We start from the raw sequence: 17959 nt of genomic DNA on the forward strand, positions 1-17959 counted from the left end.
GGCGAGTTGCGCCCGAGCCCCGAATTTTACGCAAAATGGTTAAGATATCGTTCGCCAATCAGCCAAAGGGCGGCGAAGGATATTGCGATACCGTAAGGAATCTGGGGTTGTCCGAGCCGTCGGGTCATCCGGTGGTGGACCACGGTGACGATCGTCACCACGCCCCCGGCCATGGCCATCATCATCAGCATCGCCAGGACGGCTTCCCATGGAAACCACAGCGCAAGCGCCCCTAGCAGCTTGACGTCGCCCCCGCCCATGCATCCCATCGCAAAGAGCGCGGCGAACAGCGCGAATACGGCTAGGCCAAGCGCCACCTGCAACAACATGCCCGGCCAGACCGGCAAGCCGTTGGCGATCCACCACAGCGGCGCCAGCGCCGCGATGGCAAGGTTCAGCCGGTTGGAGATGATCCGCGACCGCCAATCGGTCACGCACGCGATGACCAGCAGCACGCCAAGGGCGCATAGCAGCGCCATTTTGAAATATTCCCCCGTCATGAATCTAAACCCTAGACCGCATGGCTTACTAAACCGTAACCATCCGCCCCATGGATTCGCCCCTGTCTGTTCCCCCGGCCTTTGACCGTCGTGCATGGCCGATGGACGGGCGGCTCGATTTCTGGACAGCGCCCGATGGCTGGCCGCTGCGTCGCTACCAGTTGGGTGAGGGGCAGCGCGGCCAATTGCTGATGCTCGGCGGGCGTGGCGACATGATCGAGAAATATCTGGAAGTCATCGCCCATTGGGCAAGCCAGGGCTGGGCGGTCACCGCCTTCGACTGGCGTGGGCAAGGCGGATCGGGCCGCGTCGGCGCCGATCCGCTCTGCGGACATATCGAGGATTTCGTGCAGTGGGTTTCAGACCTCGAAGCGTTCGTTGCCGGCTGGCGGGCGCAATCGACAGGGCCGTGCGCGATCATCGCCCACAGCATGGGCGGGCACCTGCTGCTGCGCGCGCTCGCCGAGGGGATGCCCCCGCCTGATGCAGCGGTCGCCGTCGCGCCGATGATGGGTGTCCATACCTCGCCCTTGCCGCGCTGGCTGGCGGTGCTGATCGCCCGGACCATGTGCGCGCTTGGGCGTTCCGAGCGGCAGGCCTGGACGCAGAAGGAGAATTCCGATCGGCAGCGCGCGATGCGGCAGAAGCGGCTGACGCATGATCCGGAACGCTATGCCGATGAGCTGTGGTGGCGCGACCACAGCCGGGACGTGGCGCTGGGCGCGCCAAGCTGGCGCTGGGTGGTGGAGGCCTTGCGATCGACCTTCATGCTGGAGAGGAGCGGCAAGCTGCAGCGCATAGCGGTGCCGCTGCTCATCCTCGCCACCAAGGCCGACCGGCTAGTGTCCACGCCTGCGATCCGACGCATCGCCGCGCATATTCCGGGCGCGCGCCTGCATGTCTATGGGCCGGAAGCGGCGCATGAGATATTGCGGGAAATCGACCCGGTTCGCCTTGACGCGCTGCGGCGGATCGACGCTTTTCTGGATGAGGCCGCCGCGCCATGAGCCGTTTCGACATCGTGATCGTCGGGGGCGGCATAGCGGGCGCAAGCCTGGGCGCGCAGCTTGGCGGCGAGGCATCGGTCCTGATCCTGGAACAGGAGGAGAGCGCCGGCTATCACGCCACCGGCCGATCCGTCGCCTTCTGGGAGGAGACCTATGGCGGCCCACAGGTGCAGCCGCTCACCACCGCGTCCGGGCCGTTGCTGCGCGCCCCCGATCCTGCCTTTGCCGACCGATCCTTCCTCACCCCCCGGCAGACGCTGTTTGTCGGGCGGGACACTGATCGTGCGGAGCGGGATCGGCTGGTGCGGGACTTTTCCGGCCGGGTCGATCTGCGCCCGGTCGACCCTCATGCACTCATACCGGGACTGCGCCCGCAATGGACGGTCGGCCTATTGGAGCTAGACGTGTGCGACATCGACGTCGCGGCGCTGCATCACGCCTATCTGCGGCGCTTCCACGCGCAGGGTGGCCAATTGCAGCTGGGAACGGCGCTCCACAAGGCTGCCCATGAGCCGGGTGGCTGGCGTATCCAGACCAGCAACGGCGTCATCCATTGCGGCATCATCGTGAATGCCGCAGGCGCATGGGCCGACGATGTCGCGCGGCGCTGCGGCGTGGCGCCCATCGGCATCACCCCTTTGCGGCGCACCGTCGTGCAACTGCGCGTGCCCGCGATGCCATCAGCCGACCTGCCGCTCGTCATGGACCTGTCCTCCCGCTTCTATTTCAAGCCGGAAGGGGAAGGGCGCATCTGGCTGACCCCGCATGATGAGGAGCCCTCGCTCCCGTGCGACGCGGCACCCGAAGAACTGGCAGTGGCGCAGGCGATCGCCCGGTTCGAAGATGTCGTGGACTGGCCGGTCGAGGCGGTCGAACGCAAATGGGCAGGGCTGCGCAGCTTCGCGCCGGATCGCGCGCCGGTCTACGGCTTCGACGCAGTCGCGCCCGGCTTTTTCTGGTTCGCGGGGCAGGGCGGTTTCGGCATCCAGACAGCGCCCGCCGCCGCCTTGCTGGGATCGGCGCTGCTGACGGTTGATCCCATGGCCGAAGCGGTCAAGGACATAGATCCGGCCGCCTATTCGCCTGCACGGTTCGCATAGGCGCAGCCGGAACGAAGCGGCGTCCGTGACGTTCAAAAAACGTGCCAGGTATCTGGATGACCGTTCGCCCTGAGCCTGTCGAAGGGCTCAGCTCGAACCGGGTGATCATGAAAAGATGTGGTGTTCCTGGGCACGATCCATGGAGTAGGAGGATGCCGTCATGGAATGCTTTTCACGATCGGCCTTGATCCTGTCAGGGCTAATGATGGCGAGCAGTAGCATCAGCTTTGCCCAGCCGACCGAAGAAATCACCGTCACGGGCCGATACAATAACGCCCAATCGCTGTCACAGGGCGTCAGCTATGCCGATCTCGACCTCAGTACGAAGGCCGGGAAGGATGAACTGCGCCACCGTATCGCGCTGACGGCGCGCTACCTGTGCGGCAAACTCGGCGAATCGGACAATGCCTCGCCCGTCGTGCCCAGCTGCCGCGATGCTGCGGTGAGGGACGCGATGACGCGGGTCGGCACAGTCGAGGAAGGCTTCGCGCCGCGCGGCACCACATGGGTCGCCGGGACGCGCTGGCAGCCGCCTTATCCCGCCGATTGGGTCGAACGCTATCCCTGACGCCGACAGGGGGAGTGGCCTGCCGCTCCCCCCGTCAGGCGCGGAAGAGTTCCGCTGCGGCGCAGGCCAGTTGATCGGCGCGCTCATTTTCCGGGTGACCGGCATGACCCTTTACCCATTGCCAGCTGACCTTGTGCGGCGCGGCGGCGGCGAGCAGCGCCTGCCATAGCTCGGCATTCTTGACCGGCTTGCGGTCGGCCGTCTTCCAGCCATTCTTCTGCCAGCCGAACACCCATTTGGTGATGCCATCCATCACATATTTGCTGTCGGTGTAGAGCGTCACCTGGCAGGGGCGCTTCAGCGCATTCAGCGCTTCGATGGCGGCCATCATCTCCATGCGGTTGTTGGTGGTCTGCGCCTCTCCGCCGGAAATTTCCTTTTCCGTGGCTCCAAAGCGCAGCACCGCGCCCCAGCCGCCGGGGCCGGGATTGCCCTTGCACGCGCCGTCAGTGAAGATTTCGACCTGAGACAGCGCGCTCACGCCCGCAGCAACTCTGCCGGGGCAGTCCGCGCATAAAAATCGAGCCGCCGTAGATAGGCCAGCGGGTCCTTGCGCGTCACCAGCGCGTCGGCGGGCGTGTTGATCCAGTCATAGGCGCGGGTCAGGAGGAAGCGCAGCGCCGCTCCCCGGCACAGGATCGGGAAGGCGGTCTGCTCCGCGTCGGAAAGGCCATGCGCTGCCTGATAGCCAGCGAGCAGCGCCGCCGAACGATCGGCAAAGAAGTGCGCGCCGTCATTGCTGAACACCCATGCGCTGTGCGTGACGGCCAGGTCATAGGCGCGAATGTCGGTGCAGCTGAAATAGAAGTCGATGAGGCCGGTCACTTTGTCGCCCAGCATCAGCACATTGTCGGGAAAAAGATCGGCGTGGATCACCGCGCGCGGCAGTCCAGCGGGCCAATGCGCGTCAAGATAGGCGAGCTCATCCGTCACCCGCTGGCCAAGGCCCGGCGCGATATCGTCGAAATGGTCGCCGCACTTGGCCGCCAGATCATGCCAGCCAGCGATGTCGAGCGCGTTGCGGCGCTCGCCCGCAAATCCTTCCGCCGCTCGATGCAACTGGCCCAGTGCAGCGCCTGCGGCTTTCGATTGGGCAGCGGTGGGTTCAGTGACCGATATGCCGGTCAGGAACTCGATCAGGCAGGCAGGCCTTCCGCCCAGCTGTTGCAGGCGCTTGCCCTCCCGGTCGGCGATGAAGCGCGGCACCAGGCATCCACGCGCGCCCAGATGATCGAGCAGGTCCATGAAGAAGGGCAGGTCGGCCTCATCCACCCGCTTTTCATACAGGGTCAGGATATAGCGATGGCCCTTCCCATCGGCACCAGTGGTTTCCAGCAGATAATTGCTGTTCTCCACCCCTTCGGCGATGCCTTTCGCCGATACCAGCCGTCCGGCATCATAGCGGGCGAGGAACGCGTCAATCTCTTCGGCGGGAACATGGGTATAGACTGCCATCGCCTTATTCCGCTCCCAGTTCGCGGGGGAGCTTGAAGGCGATGGTCTCACGCGCCGTCTCCACCTGCTCCTCCGTCACGTCGTAACGCGCGGCGAGCCGGTCCACCACTTCGCGCACCAGTATTTCCGGGGCCGATGCGCCTGCGGTCAGGCCGAGCGTGCGGACATTTTCCAGCCATGCAAAATCGATGTCGTCGGCACGCTGGATCAGCCGGGCTGGCGTGCCTTCGCGCTCGGCGACCTCGACGAGCCGCAAAGAATTGGAGCTGTTGGGCGCGCCGATCACGTAAAGCGCGTCGCACTGGGCCGCGATCGCCTTCACCGCCGCCTGACGGTTCGACGTCGCGTAGCAGATGTCTTCGCCCTTGGGCGCATGGATCGTCGGGAAGCGGCGCTGAAGCGTTTCAACGATGGCGGCGGTGTCGTCCACCGACAGCGTGGTCTGCGTCAGGAAGGCGAGATTGTCGGGATCGGCAGGGGCGAAGCTTTCCGCATCCTCGACGGTTTCGATCAGGGTCATGCTTCCCGCGTCCACCTGACCAAAGGTGCCGATGACTTCGGGATGCCCTTTGTGGCCGATGAACAGGATATGGCGGCCTGCCTCGACCTGCCGTTCGGCCTGCCGATGCACCTTGCTCACCAGCGGGCAGGTCGCGTCCAGATAGTCGAGGCCGCGCTCTTCCGCCTTCGCGGGCACGGCCTTGGGCACGCCATGGGCGGAAAAGACGACCGGCACGCCGTCCGGCACCTGATCCAGTTCCTCTACGAAGATCGCGCCCTTTGCCCGCAGGCTATCCACCACATATTTATTGTGGACGATTTCATGCCGGACATAGACGGGCGCGCCATATTTTTCGATCGCCCTTTCGACGATGACGATGGCGCGGTCCACGCCAGCGCAAAAGCCGCGTGGCGCGGCGATCAGGAGCTTCAAGGGGAGACGGGCGGTCATGCCAGCCGCTTAGGCCAATGTGACGCCGGAAGGAAGGGGGAGGCGCGCGCTCTGCGTTCCTTTCGGTTGCGTGAGCGGCGGGGTGCGGATAAGAAGCCCCAGCCTGTTCCCAAGGGATTGCCTCGTGACCTTTTCTCGACTTGCGCTGACTGGAATGATCGCCCTTGCCCTTGCGGGCTGTTCGCGCCGGGGAGAAATCGATCCCACCGGCGGCATCGTCGCTGTCCGCTCGGCCTGCCCGACGGCTGCGATCCCGGCCTATACGGGGGACATCACGCTGTTCAATCCGGCTGGCAGCACCGACGCTCGCGCGATCGACGTGGTGGCGAACATCACCGATTTGCGCGCCACCTGTTCGGAAGGCGCGCAATTCTACAGCGAGGCGACCTTCGTCGTGAACGCCCGCCGTTCCGACGCCACCGCCGCGCGTCAGGTGACGCTGCCCTATTTCTCCGCGGTCGTGCGTGGCGGCAACGCCGTCGTCGCCAAGCGGGTGGGCCAGGTCGTGCTCGACTTCCCCGCCGGCCAGTATCGCGCGAGCGCGAGCGCCAAGGCGGGCTCCTTCGTCGACAAGGCCGCAGCGACGCTGCCCGCCGACATCCAGGCGAAGATCACGCAAAAGCGCAAGGCGGGCGATGAGGACGCGGCGATCGATCCCTTCGCCCAGCCCGACGTCCGCGCGGCGCTGCAACGAACCAGCTTCGAGTTGCTTGTGGGTTTCAACCTGACCCAGGACCAGCTCCGATACAACGCGACACGTTAAGAGCGAACCTTAATCTTCCGTTCGCCCTGAGCTTGTCGAAGGGCTCTACTTCTTGCAGGGAAGGATGAGGCTTCGATTTTTAGCCCAGCCCGGACGGGTCTTGTGCTTTTCGAGGAAACACCCTTGTCCCTTTACATTCGTTTCACCGCCCATCTGAACGCCGTGCTGGACGCGCTGGAAGCGGACGGAACCCTGCCTGCTGGCCTGAACCGCAAGCCGGTGACGGTAGAACCCCCGCGCGACCCCAGCCATGGCGACCTTGCCACCAACGCCGCCATGGTCCTTGCCAAGCCCGCAGGCACCAACCCGCGCGCGCTGGCGGAAAAGATCGTCGCGGGCCTTAAAAAGCTCGAAGAGGTGGAAAGCGCCACCATCGCTGGCCCCGGCTTCATCAACCTGACGCTGACTGACGCCACCTGGCGCGCGGAGCTGGCCGCGATCCATGCCGAGGCCGCCGACTATGGCCGCTCCGACGCGGGCGCGGGCGTTACCGTCAACGTCGAATATGTCTCCGCCAACCCCACCGGCCCCATGCATATGGGCCATTGCCGGGGCGCGGTGGTCGGCGACGCGCTCGCCACGCTGCTCGAATATGCCGGGCACAAGGTCATCCGCGAATATTACATCAACGACGCAGGCGGCCAGGTCGACGTGCTCGCCCGTTCCGCACATGTCCGCTACCGGGAGGCGCTGGGCCAGGATGTGGGCGAGATTCCCGAGGGCCTCTACCCCGGCGATTATCTCGTCCCCGTGGGCCAGGCGCTCGCCGCCGAATATGGCGACGCTTACGTAAACGCACCCGAAAGCGAATGGCTCGTCCCCTTCCGCACCAAGGCGGTCGCCGCGATGATGGAGATGATCCGCAGCGATCTGGCCCTCCTCGGCATTCACCACGACATCTTCGCCTCCGAAGCCGAGCTTCAGGCCGCCGGAAAGCCGCAAGCCGCCGAGCAATGGCTGCGCGACCATGACCTCGTCTATGACGGCGTCCTCGAAGCACCCAAGGGCGAGACGCCCGAAGATTGGGAGCCGGTCGAACTTCCCCTGTTCCGCTCCACCAGGTTCGGCGACGATCAGGACCGCCCGATCAAGAAGTCGAACGGCGCCTGGACCTATTTCGGCGCTGACATGGCCTATCACTTCCAGAAGGCGCAGAGCGCCGACCAGCTGATCGACATCTGGGGCGCGGACCATGCTGGTACGGTGAAGCGCATCCAGGCCGCCGTCGCCGCCTTGACCGAAGGGCGCGCGCGCTTCGACGTCAAGTTGATCCAGATGGTCCGCCTGCTGCGCGATGGCGAGCCGGTGAAGATGTCCAAGCGCGCGGGCAATTTCGTGACGCTCGCCGATGTCGTCCGCGAAGTGGGCAAGGACGTCGTCCGCTTCACCATGCTGACGCGCAAGGCCGACGCCCAGATGGACTTCGACTTCGCCAAGGTCGTGGAAGCGTCGAAGGACAATCCGGTCTTCTACGTCCAATATGCCCATGCCCGCATTTCCTCGCTCGGCCGCCGGGCGGAGGAAGCCGGAATGGATCTTCCTGCGCCTGACCTGTCCCGCCTTGGGACGGAGGAACTTAACCTTGTTAAGTTGGCCGCACAGTTCCCACGGGTGGTGGAAGGGGCTGCGTTCGCGCGCGAACCGCACCGCATCGCCTTTTATCTCAATGACTTGGCTTCTGCATTCCACAGCTGGTGGAATTTGGGGAACGACAATCCGCGCGCCCGCGTGATCCTGGCGGACGATCCGGGGGTAACTTCTGCGCGCCTTTTCTTAAGCCGCGGAATCGGGCAAATCATCCGTAATGGCCTTGCCCTTATGGGCGTGGCTGCGTTGACGGAAATGCAATAGCCAGGCGGAGGCACGGACACATGGGCGACTTTGCGAGGGGGCGGCTCGATCTCGACGATGACGAGCGTCTGCCTTGGCTTGAGCCTGGCATTGAAGATGAGGAGGATGAAGGGCTCTCCCCCGTCCGTCTGCTCGGCTTCATACTGGTCGCCCTTGTCCTGCTAGGCGGCGTGGTCGCTGGCGTCTGGTTCCTCAACAACCGTTCGAGCGGCGGCGGCGAAGGCAAGCTGATCGCCGCGCCCGCTGGCGACTACAAGGTGCCCGCGCGCGAGGCCGATGCCAAGAAGTTCGAAGGGGAGGGCGACGCCAGCTTCGCCGCCAGCGAAGGCGTACTGCGCGACGGCCGCATCGATCCCAGCCGTGTCCCCGAAGCGCCCGTAACCGCCACTGCGCCCGCCAAGCCCAGCCAGCCAGTGCCGGGCAAGCCTTCGCAGAGTGTGACCGCGCGCGTGGCGGACGAAACCAACGTCCGGCCAGCAACCGCGCAGCCCGTCCGCAAAGGCGGCGCGGTGATCCAGCTCGGCGCCTATGGCAGCCAATCCGGCGCCCGCGACGCCTGGACCCGCCTGTCCAAGCGCTTCGCCTATCTCGCGCCGCTCACCATGGCGATTGAACCCACCGAAGTCGGCGGCAGCACCCTCTACCGCCTGCGCGCGACGGCAGGAGCCCAAGCCAGCACCCTCTGCGGCAGACTGAAAGTCGCCGGCGAAAGCTGCATCGTCGTGAACTAAGCCGTCTATCTCCTCTCCCCTTTAGGGGTCGGCCAGAGGCACGTGACTCTGGCCGAGGTGCCGAGCGCAGCGAAGGCGGGAGAGGGGAACGCAGGTGCGGGATAGAAAATCGCTCAAATCCGCGAAGCAACTTCGCCGCGATCTCACTCCCGCAGAAGCCCGCCTCTGGTATCATCTCCGCGCCAAGCGCTTCTCCGGTGCGAAGTTCCGCCGCCAAACCGTCATCGGCCCCTTCATCGCCGACTTCACCTGCCGCGCGGCCATGCTGGTCATCGAGATCGACGGCGACACCCACGGCGCAACCGCTGAGTATGACGCCGAGCGCACCGCCTATCTAGAACAGCAAGGCTGGCAAGTCCTCCGCTTCACCAACACGGACGTCATGCGCAATCTCGAAGCCGTTCTGTCCTCGATAGCACAGCGCCTCCCCCTCTCCCTAACCTCGATGAGAGTCACGTGCCTCTCATCGACCCCTAAAGGGGAGAGGGGATACGCCACTCCTTGATCCCAACAACCCCTTCGACACAGCGCCCCACAGCCGCTACCATCCGCCCTCATGAAACCGGTAATCTTCGGCCTCTCCGGCGAGACCCTCACGGCGGACGAGCGCGCCTTCTTCGCTGATGCGCAGCCTGCGGGCTATATCCTCTTCCGCCGCAATATCGCGGACCGCGTCCAGCTCCGCGCCTTGACCGACGATCTGCGGGCGCTTCACGGCCGCGACGACCTGCTCATCATGATCGATCAGGAAGGAGGCCGCGTCGCCCGCATGCAGGCGCCCGTCTGGCCAAGCTTCCCCCCCGGCGCCGTGTTCGACCGCCTCTATGACATCGCGCCGTCTAGCGCGATCGCCGCCGCGCGCGCCAATGCCCATGCGATCGCTTTGACCCTGGCCGAAGGCGGCATCACCGTGGATGCGCTCCCGCTGCTCGACGTGCGGCAGGATGGCGCAAGCGACATCATGGGCGACCGCACGCTCGGCGCGGAGCCCATGCGCGTCGCCGCGCTCGGCCGCGCAGTCATCGAAGGGCTGGCGAGGGGCGGGGTCGCGGGCATCATCAAGCATATGCCCGGCCATGGCCGCGCCATGGTGGACAGCCATCATGAACTGCCCATCGTGACCGCGAGCGAAGAGGAACTCGCCACCGACCTCGCGCCTTTTCAGACGCTGAAGGACACGCCCATCGGCATGACCGCCCATGTCGTCTATACGGCCTGGGACCCCGATCTTCCCGCCAGCCTTTCCGCCTCGATCATCGACACGATCATCCGCCAGCGCATCGGTTTCGACGGCCTCCTCATGTCCGACGATCTCGACATGAAGGCGCTGAACGGCAGCATCCCGGAACTGGCGGCAGGCGTGGTCGCGGCGGGTTGCGACCTTGCGCTCAATTGCTGGGGGAGGATGGATGACATGGTGGGCATAGCTGATCTGCTCCCCGACATCAGCGACCGGTCGCGGGCGCGCCTGGATCGCGCGATGGCCTCGACCAGCCTGACCGCCGAAAGCCCACCCCTGGAACAGCTGCTGGCGACCCGCGACAGCCTGCTCTCCGTGGTGGCTGCGTGAGGGCAGGCGTGATCCTGTCCCTTCCGGCAAAGCTATACGGAATTAAATGCTCACGCGGAGTCGCGGAGCCGCGGAGATATCGCGCCTTCGGCGAAGCCACTTGTCATTTTGAACCCACCCCCACGGGCCAAGCCGATTTTTTGGTGCTGCGCGGGCGCCTGGTCACCCTCCGCGTCTCCGCGTCTCCGCGTGAACAACTCTTCCCACCGTCAGCGCGTCAAAGAGCCGCCTGACCATGGAAGACCTCTTTACCCCTCCGCCACAGCCCCGCGCCGACATGCTGACCGTCAGCTTCGGAAGCTGGGAAGGGCCGCTCGATCTCCTCCTGGCGCTCGCCCGTTCGCAAAAGGTCGACCTGCGTGAAATCTCGATCCTCGCGCTGGTCGAACAATATCTCGCTTATGTCGAAGGCGCGCGGAAGCTGAAGCTGGAACTGGCGGCCGACTATCTGGTGATGGCCGCCTGGCTCGCATATCTCAAATCCTCGCTGCTGCTGCCGAAGCAGGCTCAGCCTGACCCTAGCCCCGACGAACTGGCCCTGCGCCTGCAATTGCGGCTCCAGCGCCTGCACGCCATGCGGGAGGCGGGAGCACGCCTGATGGCCCGGGACCGTATCGGCCGCGACGTGTTCGTCCGCCCTCGGCCCGAAGGACTGCGGCTGGTGCGCAAGGCAAAATGGGCCGCCAGCCTCTATGATCTGCTGCAATCCTACGGACAGCTGCGCGCGCGCACGCAACCGGCCGTCCATATGGTCGCCGCCCGTCCGGTGATGACGCTGGATGAAGCGATCCAGCGCGTCGGCACGCTGGTTGGGTCCGCGATCGATTGGACCACGCTCGAATCCTTCCTGCCCGATGGTCAGGACGGACCGATGGCGCGATCGGCGCTCGCGAGCAGCTTTGTCGCGGCGCTGGAACTCGCGCGGCAGGGGCGGCTGGAAATACAGCAGGATGGCATATATGAGCCCATCTATCTGCGCGCCGCGCTGCCAGATCAAAATGGGGCGGACCAGGGTGGGAGGCGTCTGTTGTGATGCAGGAACCGGACGATTTCATGCGCGCCGTGGAGGCCGCCCTGTTCGTCGCCGAACATCCGCTGACGGCTGCCGAGTTGCGGCAGCATGTGGGGGAGGCTGGTGATCTAAGTGCTGCCTTGGCCATGCTCTCGGATCATTATGCCGGGCGGGGCATCAATCTGGTCGAGCGTGGCGGGCGCTGGCATTTCCAGACGGCGGCGGACCTTGCCCATATCCTGCGGCGGGAGAAGGACGAGACGCGCAAGCTGTCCCGCGCGGCGATGGAGACGCTGGCCATCATCGCCTATCACGAGCCGGTAAGCCGCGCGGAGGTGGAGGCCATTCGCGGCGTCCAGGTGGCGAAGGGAACGCTCGACGTTCTCATGGAAGCAGGCTGGGTCCGGCCAGCGGGACGGCGGGAAGTTCCGGGCCGTCCGCTTATTTATGCGACGACGCACGAATTTCTGTCACATTTCGGACTTAGCAGCCGCCGGGATTTGCCGGGACTGGATGATCTGCGCGCTGCCGGATTGCTCGATCCGGTCGATCTTGCGCTGGAGGGCCTCGGCGCTCAATCCGTTCTGGAAAATGATGAGGAAGAAGCCTAAAAAGGGCTTCCTTTCAGGAGAAAGTTAAAATGGGTTCCTTTTCTTTGATGCATTGGGTCATCGTTCTCCTGGTGGTCATGCTGCTGTTTGGCGGCGGCCGTATCTCTGGCCTGATGGGCGACGTGGCCAAGGGCATCAAGAGCTTCAAGAAGGGCATGGCAGACGATGATGACGACATCGCCCCGGCCAAGCCCGCCACGCGGATCGAAGGACATCGCGTGCCTGAACAGGATGCGCCGACCGCGACCACCGAAGAAAAGACCAAGGCCTGACCTTCGTCACCCTCCAGCGGTAGGCGCGCATGTTCGATATCGGTTCGTCCGAACTTCTGCTGATCGTGATCGTCGCGGTTGTCGTGATCGGTCCCAAGGATCTGCCGCGCGCCCTGTACAAGGTTGGGCAGATCGTCGGGAAGGCACGCGGCATGGCGCGCCATTTCCGCACCGGCATCGACGCGATGGTGCGCGAAGCCGAGATGGAAGAGCTGGAAAAGAAGTGGGCGGACCAGAACCGGCGCATCATGCAGGAACATCCGCCCGAAGCGTCGTCCGCCCCAGCGATGGAGCCTTTGCCGGACTCCTCCGCCTCCGCCGTCCCCGCGCCGGGCGCATCGTCGTCGCCCCCGGCCTTCGTCGCCCAATCGGCGCCCGTCGCTCCGGCCCCTGCGTCCGATGGCCCGCCCTATATCGCGGCCCAGTCCAATCCTGCGGCCAAGGGTGATGCTCAGGCATGAAAGATATCGATGAGACAAAGGCGCCGCTGCTCGACCATCTGATCGAACTGCGCGGGCGGCTGTTAAAGTGTGTCTGGGCGCTCTTCCTGACGGGCGCGGTCTGCTTTTATTTTTCCGACAAGCTTTTCGCCTTCCTGGTTCATCCGCTCAAAGAGGCCTTTGGCGACGGCGGCGGGCGGCTGGTCTATACCAAGCTCTACGAAGCCTTTTTCGTTCAGGTGAAGGTGGCGATCTTCGGCGCTTTCTGCCTGTCCTTCCCGATCATCGCGAACCAGCTTTGGGCTTTCGTCGCGCCGGGTCTTTATGCGAAGGAAAAGAAGGCATTATTGCCCTTTCTGGTGATGACGCCGGTGCTTTTCCTGATGGGCGCGAGCCTCGCTTACTATGTCGTGATGCCGACCGCGTTCCACTTTTTCCTGCAATTTCAAGGAAGTAGCGGAGGCCTCGCAGTCGAGGCACTCCCCAGCACCGACGCCTACCTCACTTTAGTCATGCAGTTCATTCTTGCATTCGGCATCAGCTTCCTGATGCCCGTCCTGCTGATGCTGCTGAACCGCGCCGGTTTCGTCACCCGTGCTCAACTCATCGGCCTGCGCCGCTACATGATCGTCGCCGCGTTCGTCCTCGCCGCCGTCTTGACCCCGCCCGACGTCGTATCGCAGCTGATGCTCGCCATCCCCCTGCTGCTGCTCTACGAAATCACCATCGTCGCGATCTGGTTCACCGATCGGAAACAGGCCCGCGACGCGGCGACAGCGGACGGAGCAGACACGTCCACCAGCTAAAAAAAGGCCCGCCAGTGGCGGGCCGCTAGGGTGGGAGCCTGTTTTTCGCTGCTTACTTGGCTGCGTCTTCCACCGCCGCGCCAGCGCTCTGCACGTCTTTGCCCGCGCCTTCGACGGTGTTGCACGCGGCCACCATCAGCGAACCGGTAAGCAGCAGGGCAGCAAAAATCTTCTTGGTCATGGTCGTCTCCTGAGGAAAAAACTCGAGCCGGATGGCCGCGCTATCCAGCGGCTGAGGGGGAGAACCCGCAGAGGCGAAATACGTTCCGCAACCGGAAATATCTGAGACTCGAAGGAGGCTGTCCCACAAAATCTGAGCCCGGAACGCGTCGGGGGGGGAGATGCGTTCCGGGCTCATGTTTTTTTGGATAGCAAGAGCGGGGGGCAAAAGATTTGCTATCCGGTATGCAGAACCACCGATCGCGGCATTTGGTTCCGCCGTTCCTCCACTTCCTGAAGTTTTTTATTATGACCAAGAATCAGTGCGTTAGTAAAAGGCCGCCAATAATTGCGGGCCCCGCTATTCAGATGAGCGGGCGGCCGCTGTTCCGATATTCGGGCCGGATCGTTGATTGTGGCAGCATGTCCTTCGCCGCTGGCGGAGGGACGGCAAGGGGTACGGTGACGTCCATACCCGCCGGCGGCAAGGGATGCTGCATCGCAGGTGGCCTCACCGTCCAAGCTCTGGTTGATGGGCCCGATTGCCACTCCCGCCCCGCATAGGGGATGCGGAACGCTGCCTCTGTCCCGTTGAAGCCCGGCATCTGGTAGAAGATGTGCGCCCCGATGACGGCGACGGGCCGCTTCGATGCCGCCCATCCGGGACGCACGGCCAGCGTATGGTAGAATGTGGCGAGCCCAACGGGCGCGTAGACGCGGCCCGCAAGCGCCTGTTCCGCGATCCGGCGCGCACGTGCCCAGCTTTGCGCATGATTGGCCCGCCCCATCGATCCGTCGCAGCTGAACGTGAACTGGCAGAGGGAGTCGGTGCGTTCCGATCCTTGATAGACGACGCCGCAGACGCTGTGCGGCCACAGCGGATTGCGGACGCGGTTCAGGACGACCTGGGCAACCGCGCGCTGGCCGTCTTCCGGCTCGTTGGCTGCTTCATAATAGATGGCCGAGGTGAGGCAGTTGACCGCCCTGTAGCTATCGAGCGGGGTCTTGCCGCGAAACGCAGCGGCTGGGGCGGCGTCGATGGTGGCGAGTTTCAGGACGTGTGGGCTGTTCCCAACCGAATCGGGGAGATCCTGGAAGATATCGTCAGCGAAAAAGTAGGCGGAACCAGGGAAATTTTCTCCCGCCCGCTCGGCAACATCGTCGCGCGCCCTCACATCCGCCAGCATGTCCAGCGGCGCGGCGGTGATCAGGCGCGGCAGAGCAAGCGCCGTCAGCGCCAGAACGGACAATATCAGATGCCAGGATCGTCCACGCGTCATCTCGAAGCTGTCTGTGCTCATCAATGGATCGCGGCTTAATGCCGCATGGCGCCACTCCTAGCGCAAAAGCCTTGCCATTTTCTTCCCGGCGGCGGCGATTATCGCGCACGGATTGCAATCAGGTCTTTGGGTGGATCAGCATTCCCTTGCTTGGCAAGCGTGCATCCGCTCCGCTATGCGGGGAACATGCTGGTTCAGAATGATAGCCTCGCCCTGATTGGCAACACGCCGCTGGTGCGCCTTGCCGGTCCGTCGCAAGAGACGGGCTGCGATATTTTCGCCAAGTGCGAATTCGCCAATCCCGGTGCGTCGGTCAAGGATCGCGCGGCGCTCTTCATCGTCAATGATGCGGAAGAAAAAGGGCTGTTGCAGCCGGGTGGCACGATCGTCGAAGGAACGGCGGGCAATACCGGTATCGGCCTGGCCCTGGTCGCCAATGCGAAGGGCTACAGGACGATCATCGTCATGCCCGAAACGCAGAGCCGGGAGAAGATGGACACGTTGCGCGCGTTGGGCGCTGAACTGGTGACGGTGCCTGCCGCTGCCTATTCGAACCCGGGGCATTTCGTCCACACGTCCCGCCGCATCGCGGAAGAAACGGAGAATGCGATCTGGGCGAACCAGTTCGACAATATCGCCAACCGGAAAGCCCATATCGTCGGCACGGCTGAGGAAATCTGGCAGCAGCTGGACGGGCAGATCGACGGCTTCACCTGCGCGGCGGGCACTGGCGGCACGATCGCTGGCGTGGGGCTGGGCCTCAAGGCGCATGACGAGAATATCACGATCGCGCTGACCGATCCGCATGGCGCGGCGCTCTATAATTATTACGCGCATGGCGAGCTGAAGGCGGAAGGGTCGTCCGTGGCCGAGGGGATCGGGCAGGGCCGGATCACCGCCAATCTGGAGGGTGCGCCCATCGATACCCAGTTCCGCATTTCCGATGAGGAGGGATTGCACTGGGTCGAGCGCCTGCTGGCGGAAGAAGGGCTTTGCCTTGGCCTGTCGTCGGGGATCAATGTGGCGGGCGCGGTGGCGCTGGCGCGCGAACTGGGCCCGGGCAAGCGGATCGTCACCATTCTTTGCGATACGGGTTTCCGCTATCTCTCCACCCTCTACAATCGCGAGTGGCTGGAAGCGAAGGGCTTGACGGTGTTCCCCTGGCTCGCGCACAATCGCTGATCGCCGCACGGGTCGCGGCGGCAAGATAAAGAGCGCTTTGATGGCTGAACATCCCCGCCGGCAGGAAGGGTTGCAGCGTGTCCAGATCGGCCTGACGGGGCTGGCGGGCGTGGTGCTCCTCGTGGGTCTGGCGAATATCGTGATTGAAAAGGCGCGGATCGACGATCCGGCGGTGCCGCCGCCGACCGTGCCCACGCTGGACGTCAATGCGGTCGCGCCCAAGGAGCCGCTGGCGGAATTGGGCGTGCAACCGGCGCCCGAGCAGCAGCCGATCGTGCCCGACCTGCAGCCGGACCCAAATTTGCGCAAGCCGATGGATCGCGATCCGCAAGCGTCCGGCCGCTGATCATCTTGATCGAAGCGCGCATTCCATGAAGGCGTTGCGCACATTCCTGATGCTTGGCCTTGGTCCGGTGCTGGTTGTGCTCGGCGGACTTCCTTCCTTGTTGCAAACGGGGCAGGTGGACCTGCAGAGCTGGACCTGGCCTGCCCTGATGCTCATGCCCGTCGCGCTGTTGCTAAGCCTGAAGCGCGGCTGGCCCTATGCCCTATGGGCTGGGGCGGGAAGTTTGGGGACGGTCCTGATCTTCGATGTTCTGGCGGCGTCATCCTATCCAGCGATAGGTGATGTTGGCGGGTTAGCGCTCGTTGTCGCACTGGCGGTCGTGGCTGGCATCTGCCTTCCTCGCCGGAAGTGGACAGGGCTTACCTTGTGCGCTGCTGCTCTGTTGTCCTGCTGGCTGGCGCGGGAGGCGCCTCTCCCGGAAGCGCCATCGCCCCGGTCCAAGCTGGCGGTCATCAGCGCGCTGCCCTTATTCTGGAAGGAGGGAGAGCCAGGTTTCGGTGCGCGGAGTGATGCGCCGATCATCACTCTCCTGCGGCGGCGCTTCGACGTACAGCCCGTTGACAGCCCGCTTGGCCCAGCGATGAGGGATGCCAACGCCCTGCTGCTCGCGCAGCCGCGCGTCTTTTCCCCGGCAGAGTTGGTCGTGCTGGATAATTGGGTCCGCAACGGCGGACATGTCTTGCTGCTGGCTGATCCTCTGCTGCGCTGGCCATCGTCCCTGCCGCTGGGAGACAGGCGCAGGCCGCCTGCCGTCAGCATGATTGGGCCGCTGCTGAATCATTGGGGCCTCGCGCTTCTGCCGCCGGTCGCCGTGGCGGAAGAGCGGCGCATATTGGAGGATGGCCGCATGCTGACGACCATGGGCAGTTCCGGCTTCGCGCTGCAGCCCGGGACATCATGTCACATCGAAGAGGAGGGGCTGGCCGCGCGATGCGCGATCGGCAGAGGGAACGCCGTGCTGGTTGCCGACGCGGACCTGATCGACGACCGACTGTGGCTGGCCGATGCTGCTGCGCCTTTGGATGCGCGGCACTGGTCCGCTGATAGTCCGGGGTTCGTGATCGAGGCGTTGGATGGCGGCATGGTCGAAGGGCGCCGCTGGCTCCGATCGGCGGCCGACCTTGTGATGGCCCTCCGCTGGTCGATTCTTGTCGGGATTGGCTGGGCGATCCTGGGAAGCGTCTTCCTCGGCTGGTTTTACCGCGACGATCGGGTGCGCGACATCTCATCCCATCCGCCTTGGGAGGCTGTCGAACCGGGTTAGACCAGAACAAAACAGGATTTCCCGGCTTCTCCCGACTTTTCCCTTTCCATGCACCTCTCGCCTTGGTATCTAAGGCGCATAGGGGTTTGT

22 protein-coding genes are annotated in these 17959 nt (G+C 64.4%); 16 read left to right on the forward strand and 6 right to left on the reverse strand.

The window, feature by feature from the left end; translation table 11 throughout:
* Positions 1 to 26: 26 nt before the first annotated feature.
* Positions 27 to 500 carry an A24 family peptidase gene (locus tag ACYU8T_RS01240; protein ID WP_461158257.1) on the reverse strand — a complete coding sequence of 158 codons (474 nt, stop codon included), beginning with the start codon at positions 498 to 500 and terminating at the stop codon, positions 27 to 29.
* Between the two features lie 50 nt (positions 501 to 550).
* Between ACYU8T_RS01240 and ACYU8T_RS01245 the strand changes: the two genes are divergently transcribed.
* From ACYU8T_RS01245 to ACYU8T_RS01255, 3 genes are all read left to right on the forward strand, one after another.
* Positions 551 to 1507 carry an alpha/beta fold hydrolase gene (locus ACYU8T_RS01245; protein ID WP_461158258.1) on the forward strand — a complete coding sequence of 319 codons (957 nt, stop codon included), beginning with the start codon at positions 551 to 553 and terminating at the stop codon, positions 1505 to 1507.
* Entirely contained in the window at positions 1504 to 2607 is a 1104-nt protein-coding gene (locus ACYU8T_RS01250) for an NAD(P)/FAD-dependent oxidoreductase (RefSeq protein ID WP_461158259.1), read from the forward strand. The genes ACYU8T_RS01245 and ACYU8T_RS01250 overlap by 4 nt, the downstream gene beginning before the upstream one ends.
* A gap of 205 nt (positions 2608 to 2812) precedes the next feature.
* Positions 2813 to 3175 carry a UrcA family protein gene (locus ACYU8T_RS01255; RefSeq protein ID WP_461158260.1) on the forward strand — a complete coding sequence of 121 codons (363 nt, stop codon included), beginning with the start codon at positions 2813 to 2815 and terminating at the stop codon, positions 3173 to 3175.
* A 34-nt stretch (positions 3176 to 3209) separates the two neighbouring features.
* Here ACYU8T_RS01255 and rnhA read toward each other — a convergent pair whose 3' ends face one another.
* The 3 genes from rnhA to ispH are packed head-to-tail and all read right to left on the reverse strand — an operon-like array spanning position 3210 to position 5582.
* Positions 3210 to 3656, reverse strand: coding sequence for a ribonuclease HI (gene rnhA / locus ACYU8T_RS01260; RefSeq protein WP_461158261.1), 447 nt, complete (start codon positions 3654 to 3656; stop codon positions 3210 to 3212).
* Complete coding sequence (thrB, locus tag ACYU8T_RS01265; protein ID WP_461158262.1) at positions 3653 to 4630, reverse strand: homoserine kinase; 978 nt, start codon at positions 4628 to 4630, stop codon at positions 3653 to 3655. The genes rnhA and thrB overlap by 4 nt, the downstream gene beginning before the upstream one ends.
* 4 nt (positions 4631 to 4634) lie before the next feature.
* On the reverse strand, positions 4635 to 5582 hold the full coding sequence (ispH, locus tag ACYU8T_RS01270) for a 4-hydroxy-3-methylbut-2-enyl diphosphate reductase (protein ID WP_461158263.1): 948 nt from the start codon (positions 5580 to 5582) through the stop codon (positions 4635 to 4637).
* Positions 5583 to 5736: 154 nt separating this feature from the next.
* On the opposite strand from ispH, the gene ACYU8T_RS01275 reads away from it, so the two are divergent.
* The 10 genes from ACYU8T_RS01275 (at position 5737) to tatC (ending at position 13638) form a co-directional block, all read left to right on the forward strand.
* Positions 5737 to 6345: a hypothetical protein gene (locus ACYU8T_RS01275; protein ID WP_201515469.1), complete on the forward strand. Its 609-nt coding sequence runs from the start codon at positions 5737 to 5739 to the stop codon at positions 6343 to 6345.
* Between the two features lie 123 nt (positions 6346 to 6468).
* Entirely contained in the window at positions 6469 to 8196 is a 1728-nt protein-coding gene (argS, locus tag ACYU8T_RS01280; RefSeq protein WP_461158264.1) for an arginine--tRNA ligase, read from the forward strand.
* A gap of 20 nt (positions 8197 to 8216) precedes the next feature.
* Positions 8217 to 8927 (forward strand): SPOR domain-containing protein, encoded by a 711-nt coding sequence (locus tag ACYU8T_RS01285; protein ID WP_247234700.1) that lies wholly within the window; start codon positions 8217 to 8219, stop codon positions 8925 to 8927.
* Between the two features lie 94 nt (positions 8928 to 9021).
* Positions 9022 to 9432: an endonuclease domain-containing protein gene (locus tag ACYU8T_RS01290; protein ID WP_097091031.1), complete on the forward strand. Its 411-nt coding sequence runs from the start codon at positions 9022 to 9024 to the stop codon at positions 9430 to 9432.
* 51 nt (positions 9433 to 9483) lie between these two features.
* A complete protein-coding gene (gene nagZ, locus ACYU8T_RS01295; RefSeq protein WP_247234696.1) occupies positions 9484 to 10497 on the forward strand; it encodes a beta-N-acetylhexosaminidase in 1014 nt (337 codons plus the stop codon).
* 235 nt (positions 10498 to 10732) lie between these two features.
* Positions 10733 to 11530, forward strand: a complete 798-nt coding sequence (locus tag ACYU8T_RS01300) for a segregation and condensation protein A (protein ID WP_201514954.1) — start codon at positions 10733 to 10735, stop codon at positions 11528 to 11530.
* Positions 11527 to 12120, forward strand: coding sequence for an SMC-Scp complex subunit ScpB (gene scpB / locus ACYU8T_RS01305; protein ID WP_461158265.1), 594 nt, complete (start codon positions 11527 to 11529; stop codon positions 12118 to 12120). Before ACYU8T_RS01300 ends, scpB begins: the two co-directional genes overlap by 4 nt.
* Before the next feature lie 29 nt (positions 12121 to 12149).
* The gene (locus ACYU8T_RS01310; RefSeq protein ID WP_097091035.1) at positions 12150 to 12392 is read left to right on the forward strand and encodes a twin-arginine translocase TatA/TatE family subunit; all 243 of its coding nucleotides are present in this window, start codon (positions 12150 to 12152) and stop codon (positions 12390 to 12392) included.
* Between the two features lie 29 nt (positions 12393 to 12421).
* On the forward strand, positions 12422 to 12853 hold the full coding sequence (tatB, locus tag ACYU8T_RS01315) for a Sec-independent protein translocase protein TatB (protein ID WP_461158266.1): 432 nt from the start codon (positions 12422 to 12424) through the stop codon (positions 12851 to 12853).
* A complete protein-coding gene (gene tatC / locus ACYU8T_RS01320; protein ID WP_461158267.1) occupies positions 12850 to 13638 on the forward strand; it encodes a twin-arginine translocase subunit TatC in 789 nt (262 codons plus the stop codon). Before tatB ends, tatC begins: the two co-directional genes overlap by 4 nt.
* Before the next feature lie 52 nt (positions 13639 to 13690).
* On the opposite strand, the gene ACYU8T_RS01325 is transcribed toward tatC, so the two are convergent.
* A complete protein-coding gene (locus ACYU8T_RS01325) occupies positions 13691 to 13819 on the reverse strand; it encodes an entericidin A/B family lipoprotein (protein ID WP_097091038.1) in 129 nt (42 codons plus the stop codon).
* Positions 13820 to 14162: 343 nt separating this feature from the next.
* A complete protein-coding gene (locus tag ACYU8T_RS01330) occupies positions 14163 to 15098 on the reverse strand; it encodes a cell wall hydrolase (RefSeq protein ID WP_461158268.1) in 936 nt (311 codons plus the stop codon).
* Between the two features lie 165 nt (positions 15099 to 15263).
* On the opposite strand from ACYU8T_RS01330, the gene ACYU8T_RS01335 reads away from it, so the two are divergent.
* From ACYU8T_RS01335 to ACYU8T_RS01345, 3 genes are read left to right on the forward strand one after another with little or no spacing between them, the layout of a single operon-like run.
* Positions 15264 to 16259 (forward strand): cysteine synthase A, encoded by a 996-nt coding sequence (locus tag ACYU8T_RS01335; RefSeq protein WP_097092688.1) that lies wholly within the window; start codon positions 15264 to 15266, stop codon positions 16257 to 16259.
* Between the two features lie 40 nt (positions 16260 to 16299).
* Positions 16300 to 16605, forward strand: coding sequence for a hypothetical protein (locus ACYU8T_RS01340; RefSeq protein ID WP_097092689.1), 306 nt, complete (start codon positions 16300 to 16302; stop codon positions 16603 to 16605).
* 25 nt (positions 16606 to 16630) lie between these two features.
* A complete protein-coding gene (locus ACYU8T_RS01345; protein ID WP_461158269.1) occupies positions 16631 to 17869 on the forward strand; it encodes a Gldg family protein in 1239 nt (412 codons plus the stop codon).
* Positions 17870 to 17959: the final 90 nt, after the last annotated feature.

It is taken from the genome of Sphingobium sp. TomMM35A (assembly GCF_054771735.1).